Genomic DNA, 19,824 nt, shown 5'->3' on the forward strand with positions numbered 1-19,824 from the left:
CATCCTAACGATAAGGTTCATCAGCAGCACGGTCTGCAGCAATCTCTGGCTCATATTTATCCCCGATTGCCAGTAATTTATCTTTTGTAATGATTTGTTCACCTCGGTTTTCAAAATGAAACTCAAAATGTCGTGTTTCAACAATCGAGTCGACCGGACAAGACTCCTCACAAAAGCCACAATAAATACACTTAAATAAGTCGATATCGTAGCGAGTAGTACGGCGACTACCATCATCTCTGGGTTCAGTTTCGATAGTAATGGCAAGTGCAGGACAAACCGCTTCACATAACTTACAACCAATACAGCGCTCTTCCCCATTGGGATAGCGCCTTAAGGCATGCAGTCCACGGAATCTTGGTGACTGTGGTGTTTTTTCCTCGGGATATTGCACCGTGACTTTGCCGGCAAACAAATAACGCCCGGTTAGACGAAGTCCCTGAATCAGCTCCCACAATAGAAAGCTTTTAAAAAAATGACGGAGACCTGACATCATCCCCCTCCCGCAGTGATAACTGCACTTTCTGTAAACCAAGGCCCTATATCAAACACCTGGGCCGTCGACACAATAACTAACCAAACCAAGGTGACAGGAATAAATACTTTCCAGCCTAAACGCATGATCTGATCATAACGATACCGAGGAAATGTCGCTCGGAACCATAGGTACATAAACAAAAAGATAGCTGTTTTCCCAAGCAGCCAGACTAATCCAGGCACCCAGGAAAACGCACTTTCCAGCACTGGAATCCCATCAAAGGGTGACAACCAGCCACCCATAAACAGGGTCGCGGCCAGCATAGAGATCAAAATCATATCGGCGTATTCGGCCAGGAAAAAAATGGCAAACGCCATACCGGAATATTCCACATGGAAACCAGCGACAATTTCTGATTCGCCTTCTGCAATATCAAACGGCGCCCGATTTGTTTCCGCTACCCCGGAAATAAAATAGACAATAAATAAAGGAAACAGTGGTATGAAGTACCAGTGCCAGAAACCTCCTTGTTGAGCCAGTACAATTTCGCCAAGGTTCAAGCTACCGGCCGCAATCAGCACACCGACCAAAGCAAACCCCATCGCAATCTCGTATGAGACCACTTGTGCAGCACTACGCAATGCACCTAAAAAAGCATAACGGGAATTAGACGCCCAACCAGCCACCACTACCCCATACACACTCATGGAAGTAATCGCTAGGATATATAACAGTCCGGCATCAATATCTGCCAACACCATGCCATCATCAAAAGGCATCACCGCCCAGGCAGCCAATGCTGGCCCTATTGCCAAAACAGGTGCAACCAGAAACAAATATAAATTGGATTTTGCCGGGAAGATGACTTCTTTCATCAGCAATTTCAGGCCATCAGCTATCGGTTGCAGTAATCCCCAAGGGCCGACTCGGTTAGGACCAATACGCGTTTGTATATAACCAATGACTTTACGTTCAGCGTAAGTCAAATAGGCGACTGATAGCATCAAAGGCACAATAATGAGTAAAATTTTGAATAGATTCGGCAGGATATCCTGTAAAAACATATCAATCATGTGGCTGCCTCACTTTGAGAAACAGCGATCTGTCCAAACAGGCTGACTAGACGGCTAGCGGCCTCTGTCGTTGCTGCAACATAAACGCAACCATCCGCAATATTGTCATCAATCTCTAAGGGCAGGCGAATCACGCTGTCTTGTTGTGTCAGCGTCAATGGCGTTTGATGATTTAAATTGTGTTTTGCGGCTTCTTTTCTATTGATACGTGCAAACTGTATGCGTTGAGTTTCCGGTGTTTTTTGTAACGCTTCACTGTGACGTAATAATGCATCCGTCCGATACATCGGTACCTCAGAAATCATCATCAAGTCTGACTCTAGGTTAAGCGAATCGGGGATATATGGCGGAGCCGGGTCGGTATGTCTCTCAGCTTGTTTCTGACGAACCTCATCCACCACGTCCTGTGACGAAATATAGTCGAAACCGTCGAGATGACTGACATTACCGAGCACACGCAGAATCTTCCAACCAGGGCGACTATCCCCTCTAGGAGCAACCGCACCAGCAAACTGCTGCCATTGTTTATCCAGTCCAACAAACGTGCCAGAAGTTTCAGTAAAACAGGCCATGGGTAAAATCACATCGGCCGTTTGTCTCAGAAACTCACTATCGAAACTATGTAGTGCCACCACAAAACTGGCGCGCTTTAGTGCTTGTTTGGCAATGGCTGGGACAGCAGTATCATGCAATGCGTCTAACCCCATCAGCACGTAAGCTCGGAGACTCTGTTGCCACATTTGCAGACTGTTTTTCGCTTCCTTACCAGGTAAGGTGTTGGCAAAGACATGAGCTTGGCTATTCGCAGATGGCATCACCATACAGCGACTGCCCGACAATTCAGCAATTTTCTGGACTAAAGCACGTATTTTTGCAGCATCGGGGTGATGATTAGCTAAGTCTCCCACGATCAAGGTGGCGGTCGCTGCGTTCGATAACTGCATAGCCACATTTTGTTCAAACGCAGTGGGCGTACGTTCCGGATATAGAGCATGCCATGCATCATCATCGTCATTGGTCATTGACGATAATACTTTGGCAATGCCCGCTAAGGTGGAGAGCATGCCCTTGATATCCACTGCCATTTCAAACTCAACCGGCATCAGCAAGTCTGTCAGAAAGAAATTGATATTACTTATCACGGCACCATTTATCGCCGCTTGTCTTATACGATGAGCAAGAATAGGTTGCTCAGCCCGAACATGACTGCCGATAAGCACAATCGCATCACTGTCCTGGACATCTGCCAATGTCCAGCTCTCCGTTGCGTACTGCTCAGGAGAGTCAGAAAAATCTTGCTGACGAAGGCGATGGTCAATATTTTCAACACCTAAACCGCGTAACCATTTCTGAAACAGAAAGGCTTCTTCCAGCGTCGCTGTCGGTGAAATCATGCCGCCCACTTCTTCGGCGCCATGTTTATTGATAACGGTTTGTAAACCTTTTACCGCTGTTTCCAATGCGGTTTGCCAGTCAACGACCTGCCAGTCACCCTCTACTTTAATCATGGGCTCAGAAAGTCGTTTAGGATGGGCCAAACCTTGATAGGAGAACCTGTCTCTATCCGATAACCAGGCCTCATTAATGGACTCATTATCTCTCGGTACCACACGCATCACATCATTTTGTCTGACATGCAGCTCAATATTAGAACCGATGGCATCATGAGGTGCGATGGAGGGATGGGCTTTCATTTCCCAGGCACGCGCTTTGTAACGGAAAGGTTTAGACGTTAATGCTCCAACAGGACAGAGATCGATAATATTACCCGACAACTCAGAAACCAAGCTGTGCTCAACATAGGTACCAATCTCCATATGTTCGCCACGTCCAGTTGCACCGAGTTCTTTGACGCCGGCAATTTCCTGCCCAAAACGAACACAGCGTGTGCAATGAATACAACGCGTCATGTCCGTGCGAATCAAAGGCCCGATATCTTTGTCTTTGACAACACGTTTACCTTCTGTAAACCGACTGACACCTTCGCCATATCCCATCGACAGATCCTGCAGCTCGCATTCACCGCCCTGATCACAAATCGGACAATCCAGTGGATGATTAATCAATAAAAATTCCATCACACTGCGTTGAGCATTAATCGCGACTTTGGAATGAGTGAATACTTTCATGCCTTCAGTCACAGGCGTCGCACAGGCTGGCAGCGCTTTACGGGACTTATCAACCTCAACAAGACACATCCGACAATTGGCTGCTATCGACAGTTTTTTGTGGTAACAAAAACGTGGAATATCAATACCTGCCTCATCAGCAGCCTGAATAATCATTTTTGTTGAGTCCACTTTCAGTGGAATACCGTCGATTTCGATATTAACCATATCTACTCAGCCTTCACGCTGTGTTATCCATACACCGACCATGATCGATGTGGTATTGAAATTCTTCACGAAAATGTTTGATGAAACTGACGACAGGGGCTGCCGCCGCATCACCCAGAGCACAAATGGTATTGCCATTAATATTTTCAGCCACATCCACCAGCCGATCTAAATCTTCTTGCTTGCCCTGCCCCTCTTCAATGCGCTTCACAACCCGATACAGCCATCCAGTGCCTTCACGACAAGGTGTGCACTGACCGCATGACTCTTCATAATAAAAATAGGCAATACGTTGCAGTGCTTTTACCATACAAGTTGAATCATCCATGACAATGACTGACCCGGCTCCCAGCATGGAACGCCCTTTGGCAATCCCGTCATAACTCATATCGAGTCCCATCATAATCTCAGCTGGTACCACCGGCGTGGATGAGCCACCAGGAATTACGGCTTTTAACTGATGACCGTGCCGAACACCACCCGCCAACTCCAGTAGCTCAGCAAACGGCGTACCTAACGGCACTTCATAGTTACCGGGTTTATTAACATGACCCGTCATACAAAAAATCTTACTGCCACCATTATTTGGCGTGCCTAATTCATGAAACCAGTCCGCACCATGCTGCAATATCACCGGAATCGAGGCTAAACTTTCTGTATTGTTAATCGTTGTCGGCCTGCCATATAAGCCATAGCCAGCTGGAAATGGTGGTTTATAACGTGGCTGCCCTTTTTTACCTTCCAAGGATTCGAGTAAGGCAGTTTCTTCACCACATATATAAGCACCCGCGCCGATATGAGTATGAAGCTGAAAGTGAAAGCCACTGCCGAGAATATCTTTACCTAAATAGCCGGCTTCTCTGGCTTCTTCCAACGCTGCCTCAAAACGCTCTATAGGTTCAAAAAACTCACCGCGGATGTAGTTATATCCAGTCTGGGCTCCAATCGTATAACCGGCGATAATCATGCCTTCTATCAATTGATGCGGGTTAAACCTGAGAATATCGCGATCTTTACACGTACCCGGCTCGCCTTCATCGGAATTACAGACAATATATTTATCACCCGGCAAACGTCTGGGCATAAAGCTCCATTTCAGCCCGGTAGGGAAACCAGCGCCACCGCGACCACGTAGTGCGGAGTTTTTGATCTGCTCAATAATCAACTCAGGCTTGAGTTTATTGCTCAAGATATCTTCAAGTACCTGATAACCACCGACCTGTCGGTAGGCATCCAGTGTCCAGGATGGTGAAAGATGGTTGGTACGAAAACACACTTGATCCAGCTTCATGATTGGACCCCATCAATCAAGGCATCAATCTTTTCTTTGGTCAGGTACTCGTGGTATTGCTTATCCATCAACAGCATAGGCGCACCAACACAAGCGCCAAGACACTCGACCTCTTTGAGTGTAAATAGTCCATCGGCCGTTGTTTCACCTGGCTTAATCGCTAACCGTTGCTGAAGATGTTCGAGTATTTCCTCAGAGCCACACAACATGCACGAGATATTGGTGCACAGACTAATCTTATGTTTACCGACGGGTTCCAGTTCAAACATGCTGTAAAAAGTCGCCACTTCATAAACACTGATATTCGACATGGATAAATATTCTGCCAAGGCATCCATAATGGCTCTGGAAAGCCAGCCACCATTAGCCTCCTGCAGGATATGTAAGCATGGAATGACTGCAGATTGAGCACGACCTATCGGGTATTTAGCTATCCATTTATCCAGCGCTGCACGAAGTTGCTCAGTGAATAAAGTCTGTTTAGGTCCGGTCAATACCATCTCAGTCATCGGTCAATCTCACCAAACACAATATCCATCGTACCGATAATGGCAACGACATCTGCCAGCATATGGCCTTTTGCCATTTCATCCATCGCTGCCAGATGTGGAAACCCCGGAGCTCTGATTTTCACGCGATAAGGCTTATTAGCCCCATCCGAAATCATATAAATACCAAACTCGCCTTTGGGATGTTCAATCGCACTGTAAACTTCACCTTCCGGCACACAATAACCTTCGGTAAATAGTTTGAAGTGATGAATTAAGGCTTCCATATCATTTTTCATCGTGCTGCGTTTAGGCGGAGCAACTTTGGTGTCATCAACAATCACTGGCCCCGGGTTCGCTCTGAGCCAATCAACGCATTGCTTAATAATACGATTAGATTCACGCATCTCAGCGACACGGACTAAATAGCGATCGTAACAGTCGCCCTCCTTACCTATCGGAATATCAAAGTCCAATTGGTCATAGACTTCATAAGGCTGTTTACGACGTAAATCCCACTCAATCCCCGAACCTCTTAACATCGGTCCTGAAAAACCGAGTTGCAAAGCACGCTCAGGACTGACCACACCAATGCCTACAGTGCGTTGTTTCCAGATACGATTATCAGTTAATAATGTCTCATACTCATCGACACAGTGCGGAAAACGTTGGGTAAAGTCTTCAATAAAATCGAGCAGACTGCCTTCTCGGTTTTGATTCTTTTTCTTTATTTCTTTGTCGTTGTGCCATTTGGAAGCCTGATATTGAGGCATTTTGTCGGGTAAATCGCGATATACGCCGCCTGGTCGATAATAGGTAGCATGCATTCTTGCGCCCGATACAGCCTCGTAACAATCCATTAAGTCTTCACGCTCACGGAAGCAGTAAAGAAACACAGTCATCGCACCAATATCCAGACCATGCGCCCCCAACCACATCAGATGGTTTAATACCCGGGTAATCTCATCAAACATGACCCGAATGTATTGGGCTCTTATGGGTACATCAATGCCAATCAGTTTTTCGATGGCCATCACATAGGCATGTTCGTTACACATCATCGACACATAATCGAGACGGTCCATATACCCAATGCTCTGATTGAATGGTTTCGATTCCGCCAGTTTTTCTGTACCCCGATGCAGCAGCCCAATATGCGGGTCGGCTCTGACTATCACCTCTCCATCCATTTCCAGAATAAGACGAAGGACACCATGGGCAGCCGGATGTTGAGGACCAAAGTTGAGTGTGAAATTTTTTATCTCAGCCATTATTTCTCATCCTTGAGATAACGGTTATCATCACGAATCACCCTGGGTACTAAGGTTCTGGGTTCGATACTGACCGGTTCATATACGACACGTTTTTTGTTTTCATCGTAACGCATCTCAACATTACCAATAAGCGGGAAATCTTTACGAAACGGATGACCGACAAAACCATAGTCTGTCAAAATGCGTCGTAAGTCAGGATGTCCATCAAAGAGAATGCCGAACATATCAAAGGCTTCACGCTCATACCAATCAGCACCAGTCCATACCTTTGTCACGCTGTCTATAATGGGTTGCTCGGCTGCCAATCTGACTTTTAATCGTAAGCGTTGATTATGTGTAATGGATTGCAACTGATAGACCACGGCAAAACGATACCCGTCTGTCACGGGTTCTGCATGTCCCAGGCCATCGACAGCCCGACTGAAACCAAATTCTGTCGATTGTTTAGTTTCCCAACTACTCCCGCCATACTCTGAGTAATCTACACCGGCCAAGTCCATCAACTGTTCAAATTGATAGTCATCTCGTAAGGTCGTACAAACCTCAATAATGTGTTCAGCCCCCACATGCAAAGTAATTTCATCTCGAACCAGCTCACAATCGAGTAACGCATCTGAAAAATTCTGTTCTAGTTTGGCTTTTAAGGTTTGCATCATAAAAACAGGTCGCTATGAGGTTTGTCTGGCTATGGTGTTAGTACGATGAATTTTTTTCTGCAGCTGTAATATGCCATACAGTAAAGCTTCAGCCGTTGGTGGACAGCCTGGCACATAGATATCGACGGGGACAATCCGATCGCAGCCACGAACAACGGAATAAGAATAATGATAATAACCACCGCCGTTGGCACAGGAGCCCATTGAAATAACCCAGCGTGGTTCAGACATCTGGTCATAGACTTTACGCAAGGCAGGTGCCATTTTGTTGACCAGCGTGCCAGCCACAATCATCACATCCGATTGTCGCGGACTGCCTCTGAATACAATGCCAAATCTATCCAAATCGTAACGTGCCGCCCCGGCATGCATCATTTCTACTGCACAACAGGCCAGACCAAATGTCATTGGCCATAAAGATCCGGTTCTTGCCCAGTTAATGAGTTTGTCAGCCGATGTGGTGACAACGCCTTTTTCGAGAACACCTTCTATTCCCACTCCAGCGCTCCTTTTTTCCATTCATATACAAACCCAACTACCAAAATGCCTAAAAATAGGAACATGGCCAAGAGACCAAACACACCGATCTCATCTAAAACAATGGCCCATGGAAAAAGGAATGCAATTTCTAAATCGAAAATGATGAAAAGAATAGCAACAAGATAATAACGAACATCAAACTTCATGTGGGCATCTTCAAAAGGCTCGAATCCACATTCATAGGCTGATCGTTTTTCACTGTCAGGATGCCGAGGCCCCAATACAAAGCCGGCCAGCAATGGCAGAACACCAAAACCGATGCCGATGATGATAAACAACAAAATCGGGAGATAATTCTCCAGCATGCTGTGCTTCCTTCGGATGTCTCGACAATTCAGCATGAGGGACTCGCGTCTCTGCTCATGCCCCTGACTACATTCTTAAATATTTGATGTAATCATCATCCTCGATACTACACACTAAAAACGTCAATGAGAAGTCACAATATGCGTTAAATCATGATTTTGAGAACGGCTTTAATACTGGACAGGATAGGAATGTTTGTGCTCGAATAGCCGCTGCTTTAAATTTGGTTGATTATGCCAACAAAATGGCATTGACACTTTCATAATAAAAAAATAGAAAGGTGCATCATTTCAGGTGAGTAAGAGTAAGTGGTTAAGTAAACCTGTTGTGGTTGCCATCGTTATTTTATTAGTCGCAGTGATAACAGCCACTGTGGCTGCGTCTCATCTGTTTTCCTTGATTCAGGAAGACGTGACTACACGCCTCAATACCGCACTGACCACATCCATCAATCGCGTTAAACAGTCCTACACCAATCATCAACGTAACAGCCTCTACTGGGCAGAAAACACCGTTATTCAGCAGATTGCTTTATTAGCGAATAAGCAGGATAACAAAGTGATGCAACAAGATTTATATCGACTTGTTGATGGCAACATCAAAGCGATATTGAGTAATGAAGGTTACCTTGACTACAAGCTGTTCACAACGCATGGCGACATGATTTTATCGGGAGTGAGTGGCTTTGCAAACGAAGGACATCAAGTCCGACTTCCTCTCAACATCCGTACGGATTTACCGACAAACACAGTCTACACGTCCCCCCCTTTTATGCCTTCAAGCTCATGGCAGGAAACACTTGGGCAGAATTACCCCACGCCAACTATGCTTTTTATTGCTCCCGTTCATGATTGGGCTGGAAAAACAGTTGCTTTTTTTGCTTTCGAAATCGATCCCGACAAGATTTTCAACCCTGCTTTTCATGAAAACCAAGTGGGGCAAACAGGCCAAGCCTACGCAATAGATGAACATGGGCGAATGCTCACTCAAAGTAAGTTTACTAAGCAGCTTATCCAAGCTGGATTAATTGATGCCGCTCATCCATTAAGCGAATTGGCACTGGAAGTGCGAGATCCCGGCGTCAATCTCTTAAGCTCTGAGAAAAAACAAGTTGCTGCCAATGCTCCACTCACACTGATGGCGAAATCATTGACCCAACACCAGACGGGTGTAAGTCTGAAAGGATATCGTGATTATCGCGGTATCAAAGTCATCGGTAGCTGGCGCTGGGATGACCATCTGAATATGGGAATCGTGACGGAAACAGAAGTCGCCGAAGTTTATAAACTCTATCGTTCCTTATTATTCAGTGTGGTTATCAGCATCGTATTTGTGATTTTCATGACGGCATTTGGTACCTATTTCTACCGCCGCTCGACGCAACAACGCATTGCCTCACTACAACAACGTGATGCCATCATAAAACAGACTGATGATGGCTTTGTCACTATTGATGATGTTGGAAAAATCACCATGGTGAACCCCGCTGTCTGTCTGTTATTTGGTTATCAGGAAGCGGAACTTATCGGTCAACCAGTTTCTATTCTGATAGATAAAAATGAACGACATAAACATGATAGTTATCTTAAGCATGCCAACATTCATGAGCCTAAAATCATACACAGAACGCGTTCTTTATCTGCCACCAGAAAAGACGGCACCGAATTTCCCATTGAACTTAACATCAGTCCGATGCAATTTGGCCATCGGAAATTCTATATTGGTGTAATTCGGGATATTTCAGAACGTCACCAATATCAGCAAGAGTTAATCAAGGCCATGCAACAGGCCAAGCACGCTAATGAAGCAAAAAGTGAATTTCTAGCAAAAATGAGTCATGAACTTCGCACACCACTCAATGCCATCATTGGTTTCTCGCAGCTCTTACAGCTAGATAATCTAAATGAAGATCAACGTGAATCGGTCAGCATGATCGAGAATTCAGGAAATCATCTACTCTCACTGATTAATGACATACTGGACTTATCACGTATTGAAAGCGGCCATATGTCAGTCTCAGTGGAAGATGTGCAATTAAAACCGCTTATTGATGACCTTATTCCCTTTATTCAAACTCAAATTCAGTCTTTAAATCTGCATATTGAAGAGTCATATCCAGCCAATATTTCATCTTTATTTGTGAAAGCCGATCACATTAAACTCAAACAGGTGTTACTCAATCTTTTATCTAACGCGGCCAAATACAACAAACCGAATGGCAAAATTAAGATTATTATAAGCAGTACTTATAAATCCTCTCTTCGTATTGCTATCCAGGATACCGGCTACGGCATTGATGAAAAATTACAACGTCGCCTGTTTGAACCTTTCGATCGTCTTGATAAAGATAACTCAGGTATACAGGGCACAGGTATCGGTTTAGTCATCAGCCGAGAGCTGATTAAACTTATGAACGGACGCTTTGGCTTTGAAAGTGAGCAAGACAAAGGCGCCACATTTTGGATTGAACTGCAACGTTCCAAGGTGACAAACGGCTCTCTATTATCATCTGAACATCACGAACCAGAACAAATGGAGGATGACTCCAAGGAGCACGTCAAAATCTTATGTATTGAAGATAACCCAACTAATCTCAATTTGATTAAAAGAGTCTTTAGACAATATATTCAGTTTGACCTTATCGCTGCTAGCGATGCTGAAACAGGCTTGGAATTAGCCAGACAATATGAACCAGCAGTCATTCTGATGGATATTAACTTACCGGGGATGAACGGTTTTGAGGCATTAGAAGCCCTCAAACGTTCGGCGATCACCCGTGACATCAAAACGATTGCACTGAGCGCGAATGCCATGCCTCATGATATTGATAAAGGGTTGAAGGCGGGTTTCGATTATTATCTGACTAAGCCAGTCAACTTTGAATTATTAATTGAGACCATTAACCGGGCATTGGAGAGACCTCTCTGACCCAGGAACCGTCAACTTCTAGATAGACAGACTTTTGTTAAACAGACTCAGACCAGTCACTCATCGCTTTCAGAGCAAGCTGATTCAGCTCTATGGCTCGTTCTTCACGACTAGCTTCAGTGTAACAACGTAATTCAGGTGCATTACCTGAAGGCCTGACATGAATGATTTCATCATCTGCAAAAGATAGTCTGACACCATCAGTGGTATCCACTGCTTTGATCTCGCCCATAAAAGGAAACAACTGTTGTACCTGCATGCTATTAATCTGCTTATCCACGATTAACGTATCCATCAATAAACGGCTTTTTTCCAATGCGAAGTTTTTCAGGCGATCGCTGCTGGTATAAATCGCAGGCATCGATGCATTCAGTTCAGAGACTGTCTGTTGCCTTTGTTTTGCCAGTAATAAGACACTTAAAATCACAATGATGGCATCACGTGTTGGTAGTGGACTTAGAGTTTTTCCTGATAGCTCAATGGCTGATTGCTGCAGAAATCCACCATTCGCTTCATATCCCACCACACCTTTTTCAGGCGAGTTTGTAGCCGCTGTTTGCATGGCTGCTATCACATAGGGTGAGCCGATTCGTGTTCGCAACACCTGTTCAAAAAAGTCGGCGTTCACGCAAGAGTTACTACTGACAGGCGTAACCACGATATCCGCCCTCAGGTAGAGCGCGGTTAATAAGCCGACAATATCACCTCTGAGCCAGCGTCCATGTTCATCACTGATCAAAGGTCGATCACTATCCCCGTCTGTTGACACAATCGCATCCAAAGCCTGTTCGCTTGCCCACTGTTGAGCAAGTTCGACATCTTCAGGCCGAATGGCTTCAGTATCTACTGATACAAACTGCTCACTCCTGCCTAGACTAATTGTGTTAGCCCCAAGTGCAGACAAGATTTGTTGCAGCACATCTCGACCCACAGCAGAATGCTGATATACACCCACCGTCATGCCTGCCAAACAATTATCAGGTAAAAACTGAGTAAAGCGCTCTATGTAGTGTTTTTGAGCAGAGAAAGATGGCTCAGTTAACACAGCATCTTGTTTGATAAATGCACCATGGTCATCAAACAGCTCATCCGGAATATCAACCCATTGTTGTTTGATGGCTTGCTCATCAGCCTGAAGTATTTCACCTATTGGCAAATTAAACTTCATTCCATTTCGATCATCAGGAATGTGGCTTCCGGTAACCATAATGGTCGCCATATGATGTTGAATTCCGTACAAGGCGACTGCTGGGGAAGGAATAAAACCCAGATTAATTGGATGAAGACCATAATGCTGGCAAGCTTTGGCCACTGCCTTCATAATTCGTGGACTGCTGGACCTCAAGTCACCACCGATACCAACTTGATCCCCTTTCTGTATCTGCTTCTCGTGAATCAAATGCTGCAAAAATGCTGAGGTATAGGCAAAACACACAAAATCTGTCATGTCTTTGACAAGACCACGGGTACCACTTGTACCGAATTTGACGCCAGAATCTGACATCAACTGTTCAATATGAATGTTCATTTGGATAGCTTAGTGTCGATGGTAATTATCCTGGAAGCGAACAATATCGTCTTCACCAAGATAGCCACCGGATTGAATTTCGATAATTTCTAGAGGTACTCTGCCAGGATTATGCAATCGATGTTTTTGCCCAACAGGAATAAAGGTAGATTCATTTTCTGACAGTAAAAAGACTTCATCTTCTCTGGTCACCTCTGCTGTACCTTGAACTACTACCCAATGCTCAGCTCGATGATGATGCATTTGCAATGAAAGAGATGCCCCTGGTTTTACTCGGATACGTTTGACCTGAAAACGTTCGCCAAGATCGATGGAATCATAATAACCCCATGGTCGATAACAAAGCCGATGATTTTCGGCTTCAGAACGTGATTGTTTTTTAAGCTTGGCGACAATGTCTTTAATGTCTTGTGCTTGGTCTTTGCTGGCAACCATGACCGCATCAGCTGTTTCCACAATGACCAGATTTTCAACACCTATTGCCGAGACAAGTCGGTGCTCGCTGTGTATGTAAGCGTTCTTTACATTCTGTATTTCAACATCACCCTTGAGAACATTATTATTTTCATCCTGTTGTGAACACTCCCACAAGGACGACCAGGATCCAACATCATTCCAGCCAGCATCAAGAGGAACAACCACCGCTTTTTGTGTTTTTTCCATCAAAGCGTAGTCGATGGAATCAGATGGACAGGCCTCAAAAGCCTCTTTACTCAAGCGTACAAAATCTAAATCCTGTTCACTGTTGGCAACAGCTAGACGACACTGTTCAATGATATCGGGATGAAACTTGCTCATTTCCTCAATTAATACAGATGCTTTAAACATAAACATACCGCTGTTCCAGTAGTAATCACCTGAGGACAGATACGCTTCAGCCGTAGCAGAGTCAGGTTTTTCGACAAACTGCTGAACAGCAGAAATCGTGGCTTTTTCCTCAGCTTGAATATAGCCATAGCCCGTATGAGCGCAAGTGGGAACGATACCAAATGTGACTAAATTTCCGACCATAGCTTGTTGTTCAGCGAGCTTTATTGCTTGATGAAAAGCGTCAATATCGGCAATCACATGATCAGCTGCCAACACTAAAAGTACGGGGTCTTCTTCACGTGACAATGCCTGAAAAGCGGCACTGACAATTGCCGGTGCCGTATTTCTACCTACGGGTTCCAACAGAATGCTGGGTTTCTCAATATCAATTTCGAGTAATTGTTCCGCCACCATAAATCTGTGGCTTTCGTTACACACCACTATAGGCGGTGAATTATTTAAACCACCTAATCTAAGGATGGTTTGTTGAAACATGGAGTCATCACCAAACAAATTTAAAAATTGTTTGGGTTTATGCTTACGCGAAAGTGGCCACAAGCGCGTACCACTTCCTCCCGACATTACGACAGGTATCATTGAAATTCCCGATTTAACTTATTATCCGTTATCAATTGTTCAGTGAGCTGATGGCTGAATCAATATCCGCTATTAAATCACTTTCATTATTTTGTGATGCTTGTTGTTTAGCCGTGTTCAGATATTGTCTTGCTAGCTCACTATTACCTTGTTTTACATGTAACACACCTAGGTGATAATTAAATACAGCAACATTGGGTTCTAGTGCTACCGCCTGTTCAAGTACTGGCTTAGCTTCATCCAGCTTATTTAATTTCACATTAGCCCAACCATAACTGTCGAGAAAATAAGGTTGTGTTGACGTTTTAAACCGTTGAGTAATTTCCAAAGCGCGGTTTAAATTCTCGGGCGACTCAAACCGATCCGTTAATAAGCTGGCCAGATTATTGGCAGCAATATCGACATTATTATTTTTTGCAAGAATGCCTTCATATAGATCACGTGCCTCAGCATAATTGCCACGTGACTCTTCAATGGAAGCTAGCTGTAAAGAGAATCGAATGTTGTCATCGACATTATCAACGGCTTTTTTCAGTATATTTGCCGCTTCGGATAACTTGTCATTACGTAAATAATAGTCGATTAATAAAGAGTAACCCAGCGTCCATTTTTTCTGTTCGGCAAGCTTTGATTCAAGAATATCGACTGCCTGTTCCGCTTTCTCCACCCTGAAATAATGAATAGCCAGTGTTGCAAATCCATTCATAGAGTTAGGATTTTGTTGATTGAAATTGTTCAGATAAGTTTCTAACTGTTCATTTTCTCCCAACGCTTCCATCGAGGTTGCCAGACCTTGCATCGCACGACTTGAATTTGGCGCTAATTCAAGTGCCGCTTGATACTCAGCTTTTGCCAGCGCATAGTCGCCTTGGCCTTCGTATAATTGTCCAGACAGAAGATAAGAAAGTAAGGTATCGCCTTGCTGATCTTTAAGTAGATCAATGGTTTCAATACCTGCCTGCCAGTCTTTTTTCAGGATTCTGACTTCAGTCAATTGCTGGAGTAAAGTGGTATTTGTAGGATTTTGCTCTAAAGCGGTGACTAAAACCTGTTCAGCTTTGTCATAATTATTTTCGTTAACTAACAACCCTGCCACCGTAAATGCTGCAGTGGCGTTATGTGGATTGGCTGCCAAAGCTTGTCTGAAACTATCTTCTGCGAGCGCATCAGAACCCTGTCTTTGATAGGCTTGAGCCAGCAAGATCATGGCTTCATCTGAATCAGGTGAGTTTCTTAATACTGTTCTCAGGTCAGTCACCGCTTGATCATATTTTTCATCCATCAAGTCCAGTTTTGCTCTGACCAGCAATGCCCCACTTTCTTCTGGCGCGACATCTAAAACAGCTTGAGCCAGCTCACGCGCTTTTTTGAAATCCTGCTGTGATGCGTAATATGACGCAAGCATGACACGAGCCTCATTGCCATTGATACCTTGCGGATCTTCGTTAATGATATCATTGAGCTCTTTGACAGAACCTTCAACATCACCGTTCTTGTCTAACAACGCGGCTTTTGCGAAGCGTAACTCATAATTCTCAGGATCAGCTTCAATCATCTCATCGAGTTTTGATAACGCTTCTTGTGGGTTTTTCTGGTTAATTAAACCTAATAAGAATTGCTGAGCTTCATCATCCTCTGGATGATTTTTCAGGAATGATTGTAAAAGCGTTAAAGCCTGATCATAACTATCTAATTTTGATACCAGCAATTTGGCATAAGACATGACCACTTCACGTTCATTAGGTTTACGAGCCAAAATATCTTCGTAGACATCAGCCATGCCTCTATAATCTTTCATGTCGTTATACAAGCTGAGTTCGATCAAACGAAGCGACATATCTTCGGGATATTTTTCAACTGCCTGTTTTGTTTTTGCCAGTGCTGCAGGAAGCTCACCTTTATCTTTTAAAATCAAAATTTCCAGTGAGAGAATATCCTTATGATCTGGATAATCTTTAGAGACTTCAGCAAGCAGTGTTGATGCTTCCTCAAACTTTTGTTGTTTTGCCAGAATAGACGCTTTCAGAATTCGACCATCAAAACTTTCCGGTTTTATAGATAAGGCTTTATCAGCTCGTGTGGTCGCCTCGTCAAGTTTTCCACCCAGCAGATACAATCGACCCAACTTTATCTGAGCATCAACATGATTGGGATCAAGTTGCTCAACAGTGGTCAAGTTGGCAAACATTTGTTTCCAGCTTTTGTTTTCTTCATCAATTAATGCGAGTCGGTAATATGGTTCGGCCTGTCGAGGGTCAATCTGGATTGCATTCTTGTATTCGACACGTGCTTTTTCTAAATTTCCATTTTTGAAATATTCATTTCCACTTTGAACAAAATCGGAAGAAGTTTCTGCTGAGTTTCCGCATCCGGCAAGACTTAACACAAAAAGTACTAATATAATTTTTTTCATTGTTTCAATTCATCCATTCCTGAAAAACAGCAGTATCTATGTATCTACATCAGCACAATGCTATAGTCATTGTATCCGATTGACAATCACTCAGTTGATTCGGTTGACGCTATTAGCAAGCACTTGAGCTCCTGGTAACGAAGTCTACATCGTGAAAAGAAAAAGTCATAGCTTTGCTGAAGGCCATCAAGACAAGGTGGAACTTAACCTAAGTTTACATTTGTTTGACATATCTTTATTCTGAGCTAATGGGTATTCATACACTAGCGTGAACAATTAACTACGAGCAGGGATAGTCTAATCAAGACATGAAAATACTTATTGTGTGTGAGCATGCGTCTGACAAATTTGGCGGCGAAGCAATGCTACCTCTGAATTATTATAAATTTCTCTCAAAGACTAATCATGAGGTTTACCTAGTTACACACGAACGAGCTAGAGCAAGCTTAGAGTCTAACTTAGAAATCAATAACAAGAATATCTACTATTTACCCGACACAAAATTACATAAATTAATTTTCAAACTTGGAAAATGTCTACCTGCTAGAGTCTATACAAGAACTTTCGGTGCTCTGCTTCATGCACTTACACAAATTTATCAGAGAAAAGAGGTAAAAAGGCTCGTAAAGACAATAGGTATTGATATCGTGCATGAGCCAGCGCCAGTATCTGCGACCCAACCTTCAGCGATGTATAACGTGGGTTGTCCAGTTGTTATTGGACCACTCAATGGCGGCATGACATTTCCGAAATCATTTCAAGATATGTCTGGGCTACTCGAAAAAGTTATATATAAGTTAGCAAAATACGCAGACAATACACTCAACAGATTAATTCCAGGAAAAGTTAAAGCGAATCTAATTCTGGTAGCCAACGAACGCACCAAAAAAGCCTTACCAGCTTGTATTAAAGGACCGGTTGAAATTTTAGTTGAAAACGGCTCATTCGGTATACAGTCCAATCCAAGACATTATGCGAAAAGAAAGCTAACAAAAGTCCTTTATGTTGGAAGACTGGTGGACTGGAAATGTATTGATATTGCTATTGAAGCTGTTAGCAAACTCAAAAATACCGAGTTAACTATAGTTGGCGATGGTCAGGAACGAAATAATTTAGAAAGATTGTGTAGAGAAAAAAACATAGAAAACGTCAGTTTTACTGGCCTTGTTCCACACAACAAAATTAACGAGTTTTATGACGAAGCCGATATATTTGTGTTGCCCAGCATCCGCGAGTGTGGTGGTGCAGTAGTCCTTGAGGCCATGTCCAGAGGACTGCCCGTTATTGCCACCGATTGGGGTGGTCCTGCTGATTACCTTACTCCAGAATCCGGCTTTCTCATTGCTCCAAAATCGAAAGAGTGGATGGTGGAACAGTTTTCAAACACGATACTACGCCTAGCAGATAGTCCCGAACTCAGGGAGAAAATAGGCATGAATGCGGTCGAAAGAATTAGAAAACATTTTTTATGGGATGACAAAATACAAACCATTTTGTCTCACTACAAAAATATCAAAAACAACAAATAATACTTGGTTAACAATAATGCCCTTAACTCAAAATTTATCTAAACACTGGCGACTTATATTATTCGTTTTTATCACTGTTGGTTTACTTGTGGCATTCAATGAAGCTACATCCGTATTGTGGAGTAGGTGGGGCGAGGAAAGGTACAGTCATGCACCATTTGTTTTAGCTTTAGCGACTTACCTTATCTGGATTAAACGTCACGAATTGACTGATACTAATGAAAGTCCATGGCTAGGCGTAATATTTACAATTATCGCCAGTGTATTACTCATTCTTGGTGAGTTAAGCGCATTGGTTACGCTCACTCATTATGGCATAGTCGTTATGATGTTTGGGCTCATGTGGACCATGCTTGGGCTCCAGACGCGACGCATCCTGATTCCATTTGCACACGTTCTACTAGTAATTCCTCTCCCCTACATGCTCGACGTGATGCTCTCAGGTAAGTTTCAATTGATGTCATCGACATTAGGTGTCGAGATGATAAGACTAATGGACATCCCAGTATTCAGAGATGGCAACATTATTGACCTAGGGGTTTACAAGCTTCAAGTCGTCGAAGCCTGTAGCGGGCTGAATTATACCTACCCTCTCATGACTATAGGCTTGATGATGGCTTATATGTTTAGAGCATCGATGTATGCGAGAGTTGCATTGTTCTTATCCACAATACCAATCAGTATTGTCATGAATAGTTTCCGTATTGCATTGGTCGCTCTGCTAGTTAACCATTCAGGTATTGAAGCTGCTGAGGGGTTTATGCACTACTTCGAAGGTTGGGTGATCTTCTTCTCATGCATAGCCATATTGCTGATCGAAGTAAAGCTCTTTAATGTTCTAACAAAAAAACACCGATCACTTAATGAGTCTTTTGATTATCTTGAAAATGATCGTGATTATGGATTAGCCGAACGTAACCCATATATCAACAAAACACCAATATACGTAGCTACAGTTTTAATTCTGATATCTGTCACGTCTACCATTTCCGTTAATCAACGAAATGAGATCATTCCTGATAGAAATTCATTTGTTAACTATCCACTATCTATTAACGGGTGGGATGGGCACACAAGAACTTTCCAAAACGGCGAAGATAAAATACTCAAGCTCGATGATTATTTTCTTGCCACATACCATAAAAATAACACCTATGTAGATGTTTATTACGGCTACACAGCTTCACAAAGAAGTGGATTTGTTCCACACTCACCAAAAGCCTGTATTCCTGGGGGTGGCTGGGAAATATCTAAAGCAAGCATTGAAACCTTTTCTATTAACGAAGAAAAAACTCTTTCTGTCTCGAGAATGCTGATTAGTAAAGGACAAGAAAAAATGCTTGTTTATTACTGGTTTCCTCAGAGAGGTAGAGATTTAGCAAGCGAATTCCCAATGAAATTTGCTCTCTTGTATGATTCTATAATGCTCAACAGAACTGATGGTGCAATCGCTCGGTTTGTTACACCAGTAGGTAAGTCGATAAGCAAATCGGATGAGAGGTTGCAAAACTTTATTGCTATGACTTACCCTGATATTAAAGCTTACATTCCAGATTGACTTAAAGTAGCTTGGAGTA

Annotated in this window: 15 protein-coding genes; 3 read left to right on the plus strand and 12 right to left on the minus strand. The window is 43.3% G+C overall.

Going from position 1 to position 19,824, the window contains the following annotated elements; genetic code table 11:
• Positions 1-4: 4 nt before the first annotated feature.
• Genes nuoI through B3V56_RS08340 form a run of 9 tightly spaced genes read right to left on the minus strand, consistent with a single transcriptional unit; the run spans position 5 to position 8,441 of the window.
• A complete protein-coding gene (nuoI, locus tag B3V56_RS08300) occupies positions 5-496 on the minus strand; it encodes an NADH-quinone oxidoreductase subunit NuoI (RefSeq protein WP_286304048.1) in 492 nt (163 codons plus the stop codon).
• Positions 493-1,551, minus strand: coding sequence for an NADH-quinone oxidoreductase subunit NuoH (gene nuoH, locus B3V56_RS08305; RefSeq protein WP_289284161.1), 1,059 nt, complete (start codon positions 1,549-1,551; stop codon positions 493-495). Before nuoH ends, nuoI begins: the two co-directional genes overlap by 4 nt.
• On the minus strand, positions 1,548-3,887 hold the full coding sequence (gene nuoG / locus B3V56_RS08310; RefSeq protein WP_289284162.1) for an NADH-quinone oxidoreductase subunit NuoG: 2,340 nt from the start codon (positions 3,885-3,887) through the stop codon (positions 1,548-1,550). The genes nuoH and nuoG overlap by 4 nt, the downstream gene beginning before the upstream one ends.
• Before the next feature lie 13 nt (positions 3,888-3,900).
• Positions 3,901-5,178, minus strand: a complete 1,278-nt coding sequence (gene nuoF, locus B3V56_RS08315) for an NADH-quinone oxidoreductase subunit NuoF (RefSeq protein WP_289281490.1) — start codon at positions 5,176-5,178, stop codon at positions 3,901-3,903.
• A complete protein-coding gene (nuoE, locus tag B3V56_RS08320; protein WP_414673366.1) occupies positions 5,175-5,687 on the minus strand; it encodes an NADH-quinone oxidoreductase subunit NuoE in 513 nt (170 codons plus the stop codon). The genes nuoF and nuoE overlap by 4 nt, the downstream gene beginning before the upstream one ends.
• Complete coding sequence (locus B3V56_RS08325; RefSeq protein WP_289281492.1) at positions 5,684-6,937, minus strand: NADH-quinone oxidoreductase subunit D; 1,254 nt, start codon at positions 6,935-6,937, stop codon at positions 5,684-5,686. The genes nuoE and B3V56_RS08325 overlap by 4 nt, the downstream gene beginning before the upstream one ends.
• Positions 6,937-7,596, minus strand: a complete 660-nt coding sequence (locus tag B3V56_RS08330; protein WP_289284163.1) for an NADH-quinone oxidoreductase subunit C — start codon at positions 7,594-7,596, stop codon at positions 6,937-6,939. The genes B3V56_RS08325 and B3V56_RS08330 overlap by 1 nt, the downstream gene beginning before the upstream one ends.
• 12 nt (positions 7,597-7,608) lie before the next feature.
• Positions 7,609-8,094, minus strand: a complete 486-nt coding sequence (locus B3V56_RS08335) for a NuoB/complex I 20 kDa subunit family protein (RefSeq protein ID WP_289281994.1) — start codon at positions 8,092-8,094, stop codon at positions 7,609-7,611.
• Positions 8,085-8,441, minus strand: coding sequence for an NADH-quinone oxidoreductase subunit A (locus B3V56_RS08340; protein WP_007146561.1), 357 nt, complete (start codon positions 8,439-8,441; stop codon positions 8,085-8,087). Before B3V56_RS08340 ends, B3V56_RS08335 begins: the two co-directional genes overlap by 10 nt.
• Positions 8,442-8,736: 295 nt before the next feature.
• On the opposite strand from B3V56_RS08340, the gene B3V56_RS08345 reads away from it, so the two are divergent.
• Complete coding sequence (locus tag B3V56_RS08345; protein ID WP_289281993.1) at positions 8,737-11,370, plus strand: PAS domain S-box protein; 2,634 nt, start codon at positions 8,737-8,739, stop codon at positions 11,368-11,370.
• A 37-nt stretch (positions 11,371-11,407) separates the two neighbouring features.
• On the opposite strand, the gene B3V56_RS08350 is transcribed toward B3V56_RS08345, so the two are convergent.
• The 3 genes from B3V56_RS08350 to B3V56_RS08360 are packed head-to-tail and all read right to left on the minus strand — an operon-like array spanning position 11,408 to position 16,718.
• The gene (locus B3V56_RS08350; RefSeq protein WP_289284164.1) at positions 11,408-12,898 is read right to left on the minus strand and encodes a phosphomannomutase; all 1,491 of its coding nucleotides are present in this window, start codon (positions 12,896-12,898) and stop codon (positions 11,408-11,410) included.
• A gap of 9 nt (positions 12,899-12,907) precedes the next feature.
• Positions 12,908-14,305, minus strand: a complete 1,398-nt coding sequence (locus B3V56_RS08355) for a mannose-1-phosphate guanylyltransferase/mannose-6-phosphate isomerase (protein WP_289243280.1) — start codon at positions 14,303-14,305, stop codon at positions 12,908-12,910.
• A 31-nt stretch (positions 14,306-14,336) separates the two neighbouring features.
• The gene (locus B3V56_RS08360; protein ID WP_289281989.1) at positions 14,337-16,718 is read right to left on the minus strand and encodes a tetratricopeptide repeat protein; all 2,382 of its coding nucleotides are present in this window, start codon (positions 16,716-16,718) and stop codon (positions 14,337-14,339) included.
• A gap of 308 nt (positions 16,719-17,026) precedes the next feature.
• Here B3V56_RS08360 and B3V56_RS08365 point away from each other — a divergent pair, with 308 nt between their 5' ends.
• Both B3V56_RS08365 and xrtD read left to right on the plus strand, forming a co-directional pair.
• Positions 17,027-18,247 carry a glycosyltransferase family 4 protein gene (locus B3V56_RS08365; RefSeq protein WP_289281988.1) on the plus strand — a complete coding sequence of 407 codons (1,221 nt, stop codon included), beginning with the start codon at positions 17,027-17,029 and terminating at the stop codon, positions 18,245-18,247.
• Positions 18,156-19,805: a VPLPA-CTERM-specific exosortase XrtD gene (gene xrtD / locus B3V56_RS08370; RefSeq protein ID WP_289281987.1), complete on the plus strand. Its 1,650-nt coding sequence runs from the start codon at positions 18,156-18,158 to the stop codon at positions 19,803-19,805. Before B3V56_RS08365 ends, xrtD begins: the two co-directional genes overlap by 92 nt.
• The last annotated feature ends 19 nt before the right edge of the window (positions 19,806-19,824 follow it).

Origin of the sequence: Methylophaga sp. UBA2513 (assembly GCF_002341285.1) — a bacterium.
Classification (GTDB): Bacteria; Pseudomonadota; Gammaproteobacteria; order Nitrosococcales; family Methylophagaceae; genus Methylophaga; species Methylophaga marina.